We start from the raw sequence: 12,933 nt of genomic DNA on the forward strand, positions 1-12,933 counted from the left end.
CTCTACTGCTCGATGCAGTTGGCGTCACCCATGCGCTGTGCCTGCTTGCCGTTGACCGTCACATTGGCGCTGCCGGCGGTAAGGCAGGTGCTCTTGCCGGCCTGACCCGACCGCAAATGCGCCACCGGCTCGCCGCCGATCATCACATTCGGCGAGACTTCCACCAGTTCCGGCGGACATCCGGCAAGGTCTGAAACCCGGTAGGCCGGTCGCCCGCCGATCATCACGCTCATCGCGCCGGTTTTCGCGCAGGCCGGAATATCGCCGGCGCGCGCCGGCGTGCTTTGGGCGATCAGGGCGAGGCCGAGCACGGCAGCCGCAAGAGCGATCTTTTCCATTGTGGATTATCCTTTTTGGCGCGACGGCAACTGGCCGGATTGGCGCAGGACGAATCCTATGACCTCGGCGACCGCGCGGTAAAGCGCTTCCGGGATTTCCGTTTCCAATTCCACCGAGGAAAGCGCCTCTGCGAGAAGCGGGTTTTCCTCGATATGGACGCCGTGCTCCTCCGCCGCCTCGACGATGCGGTCGGCAACGGCCCCACGCCCCTTGGCGGTGACGGTCGGCGCACCTTCGCCATCATAGTGCAGGGCGACGGCGACCGAGGGTTTTTCGGTTTCGCTCATGTCGATCTGTCCACCAGTGCGCCGCTGCGCTGTTTCGGCGTCGCCGGCTTGCCGCTCCAGCAACGCACGTCGTCGATGTTGAATTCGGCGCGCGCCAGCCCGTCGCGCAAATCGGAGATCTTTTCGGAAAACAGCGCCGCCGTTTCCGTCCGCTCCGCCCACAGCGTCACGTCGACGGCTTCGCCGCGCATGGTGATCAGCGAATGCACCGGCCCGAGCGGCTCCATGTCGACGGCGAAACGCACCCGCCACACGCGCTCCGCCGGGTCGACGTCCGTGTCCTTGCCGTCGCGCTCGATTTGGAACTGCGCGATCGCGGTTTCCCGGCCAAGCGCCAGCGGCAGTTCGAACGTGTAGGACGGACCGCCGGCAGGCCGCTGCACGGAGGTGTCGGCATCGTCGGACAGCGATGCGAACTGGGCGAGCCGCAGCCGGGAGAGGGCGGCTTCGCTCTGCTGATGCAGCATGCGGCCGGTGTCCGCGGCCTTGGCGCCGGACGCGGCTGTGTCGATTGTCGGCGTCGCTGGTTTCTGCCCTTCCGGAAGGGCGCCGCGCTTCGGCGCTGCTGGTTTCTTGGCGGCTGCCGTGCCCGCAAGCGCCGCCTGCGAAAGTGCATCGTCGCCGTCGCCAACCCAGCTTTGCAGCAGGTTGCGCAGCATCAAGAGCGCGGCCTTCATGTCCGGCGAGGAGGTCGGTGTTTGTGCTCCGCTTGCCGTCGGCATCAGCCCAGACTGAGCAAGTGCCGCCTGCGCGGTCTCCGTGCCGCCACCCTTGGCGAGATTGGCTTCGAGGAAAAGGCCGGACTGCGAAATCGCCTTTTGCACGCTTGCTGCATCGACATTGCCGTCGGCGGAAAAACGCAGGCCCAACAATTGCGCCGCTGCCTGCAGGATCGCATTCGGCATCGCCTGCGCGAGCTGCGTGCCGGGCAGAGCGGAGAGATTGGCAAACAGAGGCGCCATGCTGTCCTGCCGGGTGACCGCGGTGCGGATCGCCTGGCTGAGCGCGGTGGCGGGGGTTTGTGCAGGAGTGGGGTTTGTCGTGCCCGCTGCGGCTTGCGCCGTCGTCTGAGTGGCAGAGGGGGCGGAAGTTGAAGAAGATGATGCAGTCGCTGGCGCGCCGCCCGATGCCGCAGCAGCCAGAGACGCTGACGATGAGGCGAGCGTTGCTGCCGAGCCCGGTGCGCCTGTTGCGGCGGCCGTGGCTGCTGTGCCTGTGGGCGTAGCTGCAGAGGCGTTTGCCGTGACTGCCGGCCCTTGCGCAGGTGCTGTCGACCCACCCGGCGCTGGCGTTGTCTGCGCCGTCGCACCGGCTGGCGCGGGCGATCCGCCCTGAGCGCTGTTGGCTGCGGTGGCTGTCTGCGAAGCGGATGATGCGGGCAGGGGAGCGGTTTGCCCCGAGAGAGCGGGTGTCGAAGCTGTCTGGCCCGCAGCACCCGGAGCTGTCGTCGTCTGACCCGTCACCGTTTGACCGGACGTCGCCGGGGATGCCGCGCCTTGCGGGCCCGCGGATTGACCGGCCGGTGCGGGCGGCGTTGACGTAAGCGGTGCCGAGCCTGTCGAGGCCGCCGGCGAGGCCGTTGCCGGTTGAGCCTGTGTGCCTGCCGGCTGAGCTTGCCCTGATGTCGGCGCGACTGCCGTCTGCCCGGCTGCGCCGCCACTCGCGGCGGGCGGTGCACTGCCGCTGACGGACTGTGCCGCGCCTGTGTTCGAAGCTCCGGCAGGAAGGGGAGTCGAAGCGGTTCCGCCCTGCGTGCTGACCGGGCCGCTCTGTGTTGCCGGGGCGCCCGCGCCTGCCGTCGAACCAGCGCTCGCCGCCGCTGCATTCGGCGTACCCGCAGGAGTTCCCTGCGCCGTCGATGTCTGTGTCTGCGCGGCCGTCAGCGCTGCGGGCGAAACGGACCCGCGGGGAGCTGAGGCGGTTGGCGCGCCGCCGCCACCCGGCGAGGTGGAGAGGACGGACGAAGCGATCTGTCCTGCCGCTGTCTGCCCGGATGTGGTCGGCAACGGCTGCCCGGTCGCCGGCTGTCCGGTCGAAAGCGGTGCCGAGCCCGTACCGGCCGGTGTTGAACCTGATGTCGGACTGCCGGCCGTTCCCGCCAATGTCGGCAGGCGGGTTTCGGCGGCGATCGTGCGGGCGAGGTTGGCTGCCTCCTTCGAGGCGTTGTCGGGCAGTTGCACGTTCAACAGAAGCTTTGGTTCCGCGCCGCCCTTTTCAACCTCGAGCCGAACATTGGTGCCTACCGGCAGTGGCGTCGAGGGGCGGACCTGCACCGTGCCCTCGCGGGTGGCGAGCTTCACCGTGCCGTCGCGCGCCACGTCGACGACCTTTCCCTGCAGAACCTGTCCGGTACGCAGCGTCGCGTCGCCCGAAAGCGACGCGCTCGTCATCTGCGCCTGTGCCGTAATGCCGTTCACCGTTCTGCCTCGCTGGCTGCTCGCGGCGATTTTAGGCAGCGAATGGTAACCGAACGTTTACCCGTTGGCGCCTATGCGCGCGCCGCTCGACGGGGCCGGCAACAGGGCTTGACGCCGTCGCCGCGTGCTGCGACACCCGTTTCAGCCCGGTCCGACAAACCGGAAATCGAAACAAGCAGCTGCGTTCGAACCAGGGCGCTGCGCACAAGACAAACAGCCGGCAGGCGGAGGAAACGATGAAACTGGATTCGACGATCAGCGCAGTGGTCACCGGCGGTGCTTCGGGGCTTGGCGAAGCAACCGCGCGCATGCTCGCCGCCGAAGGCGTCAAGGTCGCCATCTTCGACATGAGCGACGACCGCGGCCGCGCCGTTGCCGAGGATATCGGCGGCATCTTCGTCCATGTCGACGTGTCCTCGACCGAGAGCGTCGAGGCCGGTTTTGCCGCCGCCCGCGCCGCCCATGGCCAGGAGCGCATCCTGATCAACTGCGCCGGCATCGCCCCGCCGGCCAAGACCGTTTCGCGCGGCGCGCCGCACTCGCTCGACCTGTTCCAGAAGGTCGTCGACGTCAATCTGGTAGGCAGCTTCCGCTGCGCCGCCATTTCCGCCGCCGGCATGATCGCGACCGATCCGGTCACCGAGGATGGCGAGCGCGGCGTTGTCGTCTCCACCGCCTCTGTTGCGGCTTTCGAAGGCCAGGTCGGCCAGGTCGCCTATGCGGCCTCGAAGGGCGGTATCGTCGCCATGACCCTGCCGATCGCGCGCGACCTGATGACCTATGGCGTGCGCGTGAACACCATCGCGCCGGGCATCTTCGAGACCCCGATGCTCCTCGGCCTGTCGCAGGAAGTGCAGGATTCGCTCGGCAAGCAGGTGCCGTTCCCGTCGCGCCTCGGCAAGCCGTCGGAATACGCCTCGCTGGTTCGCCAGATCTGCGAGAACCCGGTGCTCAACGGCGAAACCATCCGCCTCGACGGTGCCATCCGCATGGGCCCGCGCTAAGCGCAGCGCTGGACTACCGTTCCCGGTCGCAAAAGCTGATCTGAAAAGTCGGCGGGTCGCTCTTCAATAGAGCGACCGTGCCGCCGGCTGAGCGCAGCAGCGCGGCGACGATGGCAAGGCCGAGCCCGGTGCCGCCATCCTGACGTCGCGTGGTGACGAAGGGCTCGAACAGCGTGTCCGCCACCGCCGGCCCGATCGGCGCACCGTCATTGGCAATCTCCAGAACACCATCCGCGAGGAGCTTCAGGCTCAGATTCGTCGCGCCGTGCTTCACGGCGTTGTCGGCGAGGTGATGGAGGGCAAGGGCGCCGGTCTCCCGTGTGAGCGGCAGCATCTGACCCGCCGGTCCTTTGCTCGAAATCGCGAGACCCGGGAAGGCCTCGGCAACGTCGGTCGTGAGGTCGGTGAGCGACACCGTCCCGCTGCCCGATCCCATATCGGCGCGGGCGAGATCGCGCAGCCGGCTGCCGAAGGTCGACAGATGGTCGACGTCAGCGACGATATTGGACAGGAAGCGTTCGCGCTGGGCCGGCTCCATCGTTTCCCACTCGTCGCGCAGCAGCTCCGCCGCCCCCTTGATCGAGGTGAGCGGCGATTTCAGCTCATGGGCGAAATGCGCCGACATCGTTTCGAGATAGGCCGAGCGCTTCTGCAGCCGGGCGACCAGCACGGCGAAACTGTCGGCAAGCCGCGCCACCTCGTGCGTGCCATAGGGGCCTTCGGTCGCAAACGGCGCGGGCGCACGGGCGACCTTGTCGGCTTCGTCGGCGAGCTTACCGAGCGGGCGCGACAGGAAACGCCAGAAGACGAAGGCGGTGATGCCGGTTGCGATCAGGACAGCAATAAGGGCGAGCGCGATCTTCCCCCAGTTGGCTTCGAGGCTGGCGACAAGCACGTCCGGCGAGCGCGAAACGGCGACCACCAGCGCCATCGCAAGCGTCGGCAGCACGAGAACCAGCCCGACAAAGCCGGTGACGATAAGGGCGAGCGGCGGCCGCCATTTCAACGGCACGCTCATGACTGCCTGCCCGTGACGCCGGAGCCGGCGCTACACGGCCCGAGCCGGAAACCGAGCCGCGGCACGGTCTCGATGGCATCCCTGCAGCCGGCGGCGGCAAGCTTGGCGCGGAGATTGCGGACATGGCTGTCTACGGTGCGGTCGGACACCGTCGCGACGCCCTCATAGGCGAGTTCGATGATGCGCGTCCGGTCGAACACGAAGCCCGGCCGGGCGAGCAGAACGCGCAGAAAGGCGATCTCCTGCGCGGTGAGGGTCACCGGCGTCCCGGCGCAGGATACCATCGCCCGGTCGAGATCGAGCGCGACGGCGCCATGCGCCAGAACGCCTTTTGCCGGTTCCGTGCTCGGAGATCGGCGCCGCAGAATTGCCGCGACCCGCGCGGTCAGTTCGCGCGGGCTGAACGGCTTCGTCACATAGTCGTCGGCGCCCATTTCCAGCCCGAGAACGCGGTCGATTTCCTCGTCGCGCGCGGACAGAAACAGGATCGGCAGATCGGCGAACCGCGCCTCCGCCCGCAGCGTCCGGCAGACCTCGAGGCCGTCTCTCCCAGGCAGGCCGACATCGAGCACCACGAGGTCGGGCCCCGCCGTTTGGGCCAGCGTCAGAGCATCCTCGCCGTTCTGCGCCTGCACCGTGCGATGGCCCGCTCGTTCGAGCGCGAAGGTGACGACCTCGAGGATATGCGGGTCGTCATCGACGACGAGGATCGTTGTCATGGAGTGGCCGGATCCTGGCTCGTGTGCGGGGCTTCATCTGCGTTTGCATCATGCTTGCGGAGTGTTTCCAAGCCGTCAAGGATGCGCGCGCCGCGCCACGACCACGACCGCCAGTCGGATTGCCGCTCGATCAATTTGCCTTCGAGGTTCGCCATGCAGCCCTCGAGCCAGGTGGTCGGCCCGCCGGCGGCGCCGAGTTCGTCGAGATGGGTCGCGATGGGAATGAGCGCATCGCTGCCGAGATGGCAGAGATGGACGGCGTCGACGCGCCACATGGCGAAGGCCCCCGGCGGGATCACCTCGGCATAGTGGGCGCGGGCGATGTTCCGCGCGCCGATGAAGCCGTTCACATTGGTGACGCCACAGCCGAACGCGGTGATCGCGATGGCGATCAGGCTTTGCCGGATGAGCCAGCCATTGGTCTTGCCGCGAGACAGACGCCAGATGACCAGAACGAGGCCGGCGCCGATCAGCCCGATGCCGACGAAGGTGTAGAACCGCAAATGCGTCAGGCCATAGGCGTCGACATAGAGGTCGAGGCGCACGGTGGCCGAGGCGAGCAGCAGCAGCGTCTGCGCGATCCAGGCGACGACGAGCACGAGCGTGATGCGCGGCGGGTCGCTCCGTTGCAGCGTGGTCAGAATGATGAGGGCGGCAAGCACGGTGGCGACGAGCAGCGGATAGGCGCCGGCCTTGGCGAATTCCGCGTAGGTCATGCCCTCCGGCAACAGGGTCGAGGCGGGGCCGGTGCCGAGCACGATCGGCCACAGATTGAGCAGATCGGCAATCGTCTGGAGGAGGAACACGGCGTTGAAAAGGGAAAGCCCCGGCGTGGTGCCGCCGGTGATCTCGTAGAGTTGGGAAAAGCGGCGGGCGGCGGCCTCGCCACCCTCCGTCGGCTGGTCTGCCGGGCGGTCGAGGGCAAGCAGCGGCCACACCGCTAGCCCGACCGCGACCCACAGGCCGACGGTCACCGGCTCAGGGATCGCCACCCAGCGCAGCGGATTGAGGAAGTCGAGCGACAGCGCCAGCCAGGGATTGGCCGGCACGAACAGCGCAAGAAACGCTGCCGTAAGCACCAGCGGCAGCGACCATTGGCGGAACGCGGTCCGCCAGCGCGACTGCGTGCCGATCCCGCGGCCGGAATCGCGCAGGCTGCGGGCAATGCCGAGCGGCGCGCGCAACGGCCCGAGCAGATAGGTGTCGGCGAAGGTGAGCCCGAGGCGGATGTCGTCATGCGACGGCCATCCCGCCCGTCCGAGCGCGTAGAGGCCGAGAAGGACGAGCGCGAGCGCGATGGAGACCGGCTCGGCGGCCTCCACGACGAGCGCGATAGCCGCGAGACTCGCCGCGCCGCGGACATAGGCGTTGCCGGCGCCGAGCCGCCATGTGGTGAGGACGAAGAGGCCGAGAAAGAAGAGCCCGAGACCGAGCCCGACCGCATGGTTGAACACAAGAAGCTGCGCCGTGACGAGGATGCCGAAGAGCAACGCCAGCCGCAGGGCCGCGCGCGCTGGCGGCTCGGCGGACACGGCGGGTTTGGCGGTCTCGCCCGGTTCAGAGGCGGCTTGCGTCGGGTCGAGCGGGGAAGGGGAGGATGTTGGATCGGTCATGATCGCGCTGTCCTTGGCAGGGTGCGGCAAGCGGCGGACGCGGGCCGGACCGGCCTTCGTCTGAGAGCCACCAGCCGTCATTGGCGAGGCGTTCGGGCAGAGCGATGCTCGGCCCGGCGGGACGGGAAAGCGGGAACGGGATGATCCGGGCGCTCTGTCGCCCAAACGGGTAGGGCTGCGCATCAGGGGCGAGGCGCGAAGGGCTCAGGTCCGGTCGTGTCGTGTGCTTTTCCCTGCCCGCGACCCTGCCGGGTCGAAATGGACATCACGCGGCGCAATCGTGCAGGCAATCGGGATTTGTGTGCAGGTTCTGTGCAGGAGGGGAGATTGAAAGGGGTGCTCAATTTCGCCACTTTCTGCTCGGTGGGATAGTGCAAGTGTTGTCGAAAGAACAATCCAAATATATCGTAGTCGCGACTCTTGATTCGCGATAAAGTTGTGGCAATCCCCCTATGAGAAATGACAGGCCAGCTAAATTTGCGGTTTTCGCGGAAAATTTCCGCGGAATGCCAAATGGATGGCATAATATATTGGCGTGCAATTTCCTCGTTGGAGAAAACAGCACTGGCAAAACAAGTTTTATGCAACTGATTGAAATAATTGATTCTCGGCAGCATCAATTGTTGTTTGAAATTTGTGGAATTGTTGAAGGAATTAATACTGCATTTGATGTTTGTTCGCGGCATGATGTAAAGAATGAGGTTACTGTTGGATTTTTGACGAAAGAGGTCGGCGAAGAAAAGGCGCATGGAAAAGACGGTGTCTTTGGTCGACTGGTAACCTATAAGGTTATTCGAGGTGAACTTGCAGTAAAAAAGGTAACGATAGTATCGGGTAGAAGAATCATTACGCTAAAGAGAGAGCCCAAAGGGGTGTATTTTAAGCTGGGTTCTTTTTTTTATGACGACGGCGAGGCGCATGCGGAAAATGGAGATAGGCTACTCCGCGCTCATATTAGAAAGGGGCGCAGATTTAAAATTGCAAAAGAAGTGAAGTGGCCAGACATCGCCTCTAATGTTGTTTGGTTTGCAGTGTTCACCTCTATAGCCACGAGTAGTGATGAGGAGCGCGGTACTGCTTTCATGGATTTGAATCCGCCGCTTCATTGCCTGCAATATGCTCCGCTTCGCGCAAAAACACGACGTCTCTATCATAGCTCTAAGGGTGATTTCAGCCCTACTGGCGAACACGTTCCCTATATTTTGAGGGGTGTTGGGGGCGAAAATAGTGATCTGCGAGATGTGGTTGTCAAATTTGGAAAAGAAAGCGGTTTATTCGACGATATTAAGGTTGTATCTGTAAAGACATCACTGAAAGATAAGCCATTTGCCCTTCAGATTAAAAAAGGGGGAGGCTATTTTTATGTCGATGAGTTGGGCTTCGGGGTGGGGCAAGTTCTTCCAATCATCGCGGACATTGCATTCTCGGCAAAAACATACACATTGCTGATACAGCAGCCCGAGTTGCATTTGCACCCCAAAGCTCAAGCCTCGCTCGGTGAGGTCTTCCTTAAAGCTACGGAAGAAGGGGGGACTTTCATTGTGGAGACTCACAGTGACTTTATTGTTGATCGCTTTCGTTTGCGATTAAAACAATCAAAGGCTGTAGTGGCGGCGCAAATTATCTATTTCGAAAATGATGAAAAAAATGGGAATCTTTGTCATGAGATATTGCTCGACAAAGAGGGGGAGCTGGTCGGCGTTCCTGATGGGTATAGGCAGTTCTTTTTAAACGAGAGCTTGGATCAGTTCGAGAATATGTGATGCTAGAATTCATTCTCGATGTGAATGTTGATTGTAAACCCAAGAGTGAAGGGTATCCAAAATATTTGTTTGATGATTTGAGGTCGGCAAAAAGAGTCCGGCTCGTTCTCGGTGGGACAAAATATCGTGATGAAGTCAAGAAAAAGAAGGGTATGGTGGAGCTTTTTTCTGAGTTTTATCGTAGTGGAAAAGTGCGAGCTTGTGACGATGCAAGTGTAAATAAGAAAGAGGCTGAAATTAATAAGAAGATTGTTGAGAAATTACGGGTTTGTCCGTCGGAATGTGACGATCAACACATTCTGGCGATGTCACTCGTGAGCAATTGTCGAAATGTGGTTACAAAAGATATGCGAATGGCGGCATGCAGGGATAAAATTCGTGGAAAGGTCGGGCATGAATTCTGCCCTGACATAAGGCTTGTCACGACCGAGAAAATTTATAGGGAGACGACGTGAAAACTCTCCGTTCTCCTGTCGTCTCCCGGTAGCGTGGGAGCCGGGGCCGCGGCCTTTTACGCTATTGCAGGTTTTTTCAACAGCATCGCCAGCGCGTTTTCGAGCATGCGGTAGCCGGCCTCGTCCTCGAGCGTCATGATCGATTCCGGGTGAAACTGCACCGCCGCGATGGGCTCGGACTTGTGCTCGATGGCCATGACGATGCCGTCGTCAGCCGTCAGTATCCTTGCGTGAGAAAATCAGGCAGCCTTGCAATTTTTAGGCGCATATAGTTGTCTCTTAATCCGCTGGTTCACTTCAGGCATTTTGTTCTTCTGCTTGCCTTGTCGGGGGCATCGTCATGATGGGTATTGAACGTCCGAGCGAAACGCGGCTGATCGTCTACGCGTCGAGTGGTCAGCGCTATTTGCTGTTTGCGCTCTCATTGGTCCTTGGCATCGTCGTCGGATTCTCTCTCTTTACCCCTGCAAACGAGGGCCTTTGGGATTTCCTGCTTTCGCACGCAGTGGTGAGCCCGTTGATGCTGGCCGGCTTCGTGCTGGCGTTTTTTGGTTTCTCGCTGATCTATCGCACGGAGATCGACAAGGATGCGGGTGAAGCCTCGAACGAGTTCCTGATGATTGTTTCCCATGCGCGCCAAAACCGGCCGCTCGGCAAGATGGAGAAGATCGTCCTTCGCAGTCGCCCGAGCCTTTTTCGCACGCGGATCGAGGCGCGTGTCGACGGGATGAGCTGGCAGCTTGGTCCCGACTATATCCTTTTTCCCCGGCATTGCCGGCTTGCCCGGGAGATCGCTGATTTTGCTGGCGTGCCGCTCGTCGATCAGCGTGGACGCGGAATCGGACATTCGGTGCAGGCGCACTAAAACGGCGGGAGTATCTCGATAGTGCATTTGAAAACAGAGCGCGGGTTTTGCTTCCCGCACTCCGCGTCATCCCGGCCTTGAGCCGGGATCCATTGTCGATTTCGGAACGGTATGCCGGCCGCTGATCGCGACCGACGCCCTACCTCCCCAACAGCATCGCGAGCGCGTTTTCGAGCATCCGGTAGCCGGCCTCGTCCTCCAGCGTCATGATCGATTCCGGGTGGAACTGAACCGCCGCGATGGGCTCGCTCTTGTGCTCGATGGCCATGACGATGCCGTCGTCGGTCTTTGCCGTCACCGCGATGTCGGCGGGCAGGGTTTCCGGCAGCGCGAACAGCGAGTGATAGCGCCCGACGGTGACCTTCGGCCCCATCCCCTTGAACAGGCCGCTGTTCGGTTCGACGCTGATCGAGGACGGCTTGCCGTGCATCGGCACCGAGAGCTGGCCGAGCGCGCCGCCGAAGGCCTCGGTGATCGCCTGCAGGCCGAGGCAGACGCCGAAGACGGGCAGGTTGCGCGCGCGCGCCTTGGCGATCGTGTCGGCGCAGGCGAAGTCGGTCGGCCGGCCCGGGCCGGGCGACAGCACCACCATATCCGGCTTCACCGTGTCGAAGGCGTCGTCGGCGATCGGCGAGCGCAGCGTGACGACCTTCGCGCCGGTCTGGCGGAAATAGTTGGCGAGCGTGTGGACGAAGGAGTCCTCGTGGTCGACGAGGAGCAGGGTGGCGCCTTCGCCGACCTTGTGGCGCTCGTCGGCGGTTGCGGTCTGTCCGGCCTTGGCCGCATCGCGCACCGCGCCGCGCATGGCGGACGCCTTCAGTTCGGTCTCGGCTTCCTCGTCCTCGGGCACGGAATCGTAGAGCAGCGTCGCGCCGGCACGCACTTCCGCCACGCCGTTCTTGATGCGGATCGTGCGCAGCGTCAGGCCGGTGTTGAGATCGCCGTTGAAATGCACCATGCCGACCGCGCCGCCATACCAGGCGCGCGGGCTCTTCTCGTGGTTCTCGATGAATTCCATCGCCCACATCTTCGGCGCACCGGTCACCGTCACCGCCCAGGTGTGCGACAGGAACGCGTCGAGCGCGTCGAGATCGTCGCGCAGGATGCCCTCGATGTGATCGACGGTGTGGATCAGGCGCGAATACATCTCGATCTGGCGCCGGCCGATGACGCGCACCGAGCCGGGCACGCAGACGCGGCTCTTGTCGTTGCGGTCAACGTCGGAGCACATCGTCAGCTCCGCCTCGTCCTTTCTGGAATTCAGCAGCTTGCGGATCTGCGCCTCGTCCTCGATGGCGTTCTTGCCGCGCTGGATGGTGCCCGAGATCGGGCAGGTCTCGACCCGCTTGCCGCCGGTCACGCGGACATACATTTCCGGCGAGGCGCCGACCAGATACTCCTGCTCACCGAGATTGATGTAGAACGAGTAGGGCGAGGGGTTTACCTCGGTCAGACGGCGCGAAATCGCCGACGGCGGGGTGATGCACTTCTCGTAGAACACCTGACCGGGAACGACCTCGAACAGGTCGCCGCGCTCGAAATAGGGCAGCGCCGTGCGCACCAGTTCGGCGTATTCGCCCGGCGCGTGGTCACCGCGCCCCGGCGTCCCTTCGGCAAAGGCGAAGGGTTCGGTCTTGCCGCCGCGCTCCAGGCCCTCGGTGGAGGTGTCGCCGACCGTGAAGTCGTAGTGGAAGACGGTCGCCCGGCGGCCGTAATGGTCGACCATCAGCACTTCATCGGGCAGATAGAGCACGATGTCGCGCTGGTCTTCGGGGCGCTCAAGCTTCAGCTCGATCGGCTCGAACTGGAAGGCGAGGTCGTAGCCGAAGGCGCCGTAAAGGCCGAGCGGTTCGTCCTCCTCGAAGCCGAACAGCTTGACCAGGTGGCGCACGACGGAGAACACCGTCGGCTGGCGCGAGCGGTCTTCTTCCGAAAACGTGCCTTCCGGCTGCTTGATGGTCAGCATCACGCCGGTCTTTACCGCCGCGAACCGGCTTGCCTCGGGCATGTCGCGCAGCGCGTCTACGATTGCCGGCAGCAGCACCATGCCGCGGTCGTTGAGCGCGACGATCTCGACCTCACGCCCCTTGGTCGAAATGGCCAGCGGCGGATTGACGAAGGCGACGTCCCAGCGGGTATAGCGGCCGGGATATTCGTAGTTGGACGAGAACACCGCACCACGGCATTCGTCGAGGCGTTCGACCCAGCGGGCCGTGGCGCCTTCATACGGGATTTCGCTCGTCGTGCGCGAAATCCCGATGCCGCCATTGGTGGTCAGCTGCTTGTCGGTGGTGGTCATCGATCCTGGCTCCCGTTGTCGTTCCGCCTGCCGGACGCGCCACCGTGAAAACAACGAAGGCCGCCCGGGTGTCCCGCGGCGGCCTTTTCGTCATCTCCTGAGTACGGACGTGTGACGGCCTCCGCGATTATGCGGACCACCACCACCAGCTCGT

Annotated in this window: 11 protein-coding genes; 3 read left to right on the top strand and 8 right to left on the bottom strand. The window is 63.4% G+C overall.

Annotation, left to right across the window (positions count from 1 at the left end):
* Positions 1 to 2: 2 nt before the first annotated feature.
* Genes C0606_00715 through C0606_00725 form a run of 3 tightly spaced genes read right to left on the bottom strand, consistent with a single transcriptional unit; the run spans position 3 to position 3,016 of the window.
* The gene (locus C0606_00715) at positions 3 to 338 is read right to left on the bottom strand and encodes a hypothetical protein (GenBank protein PLX39100.1); all 336 of its coding nucleotides are present in this window, start codon (positions 336 to 338) and stop codon (positions 3 to 5) included.
* A 6-nt stretch (positions 339 to 344) separates the two neighbouring features.
* Positions 345 to 632 carry a type III secretion protein gene (locus tag C0606_00720; protein ID PLX39631.1) on the bottom strand — a complete coding sequence of 96 codons (288 nt, stop codon included), beginning with the start codon at positions 630 to 632 and terminating at the stop codon, positions 345 to 347.
* Positions 623 to 3,016: a hypothetical protein gene (locus C0606_00725; protein ID PLX39101.1), complete on the bottom strand. Its 2,394-nt coding sequence runs from the start codon at positions 3,014 to 3,016 to the stop codon at positions 623 to 625. The genes C0606_00720 and C0606_00725 overlap by 10 nt, the downstream gene beginning before the upstream one ends.
* Positions 3,017 to 3,279: 263 nt before the next feature.
* Here C0606_00725 and C0606_00730 point away from each other — a divergent pair, with 263 nt between their 5' ends.
* Positions 3,280 to 4,047 (top strand): 3-hydroxyacyl-CoA dehydrogenase, encoded by a 768-nt coding sequence (locus C0606_00730; GenBank protein PLX39102.1) that lies wholly within the window; start codon positions 3,280 to 3,282, stop codon positions 4,045 to 4,047.
* A 13-nt stretch (positions 4,048 to 4,060) separates the two neighbouring features.
* Here the strand turns inward: C0606_00730 and C0606_00735 are convergent, their stop codons facing one another.
* The 3 genes from C0606_00735 to C0606_00745 are packed head-to-tail and all read right to left on the bottom strand — an operon-like array spanning position 4,061 to position 7,580.
* The gene (locus C0606_00735) at positions 4,061 to 5,065 is read right to left on the bottom strand and encodes a two-component sensor histidine kinase (GenBank protein PLX39103.1); all 1,005 of its coding nucleotides are present in this window, start codon (positions 5,063 to 5,065) and stop codon (positions 4,061 to 4,063) included.
* Positions 5,062 to 5,784 (bottom strand): two-component system response regulator CreB, encoded by a 723-nt coding sequence (locus C0606_00740; GenBank protein ID PLX39104.1) that lies wholly within the window; start codon positions 5,782 to 5,784, stop codon positions 5,062 to 5,064. The genes C0606_00735 and C0606_00740 overlap by 4 nt, the downstream gene beginning before the upstream one ends.
* Positions 5,781 to 7,580, bottom strand: a complete 1,800-nt coding sequence (locus tag C0606_00745) for a hypothetical protein (GenBank protein ID PLX39105.1) — start codon at positions 7,578 to 7,580, stop codon at positions 5,781 to 5,783. The genes C0606_00740 and C0606_00745 overlap by 4 nt, the downstream gene beginning before the upstream one ends.
* 269 nt (positions 7,581 to 7,849) lie before the next feature.
* On the opposite strand from C0606_00745, the gene C0606_00750 reads away from it, so the two are divergent.
* Complete coding sequence (locus C0606_00750) at positions 7,850 to 9,160, top strand: hypothetical protein (GenBank protein PLX39106.1); 1,311 nt, start codon at positions 7,850 to 7,852, stop codon at positions 9,158 to 9,160.
* A 511-nt stretch (positions 9,161 to 9,671) separates the two neighbouring features.
* Here C0606_00750 and C0606_00755 read toward each other — a convergent pair.
* Positions 9,672 to 9,812 (bottom strand): hypothetical protein, encoded by a 141-nt coding sequence (locus tag C0606_00755; protein PLX39107.1) that lies wholly within the window; start codon positions 9,810 to 9,812, stop codon positions 9,672 to 9,674.
* Positions 9,813 to 9,955: 143 nt separating this feature from the next.
* On the opposite strand from C0606_00755, the gene C0606_00760 reads away from it, so the two are divergent.
* Positions 9,956 to 10,480: a hypothetical protein gene (locus C0606_00760; GenBank protein PLX39108.1), complete on the top strand. Its 525-nt coding sequence runs from the start codon at positions 9,956 to 9,958 to the stop codon at positions 10,478 to 10,480.
* Positions 10,481 to 10,619: 139 nt separating this feature from the next.
* Here the strand turns inward: C0606_00760 and C0606_00765 are convergent, their stop codons facing one another.
* Positions 10,620 to 12,779, bottom strand: a complete 2,160-nt coding sequence (locus tag C0606_00765) for an anthranilate synthase component I (protein ID PLX39109.1) — start codon at positions 12,777 to 12,779, stop codon at positions 10,620 to 10,622.
* Between the last annotated feature and the right edge of the window lie 154 nt (positions 12,780 to 12,933).

The sequence above is a fragment of the Hyphomicrobiales bacterium genome (assembly GCA_002869065.1).
Lineage (GTDB): Bacteria > Pseudomonadota > Alphaproteobacteria > Rhizobiales > Rhodobiaceae > Rhodobium.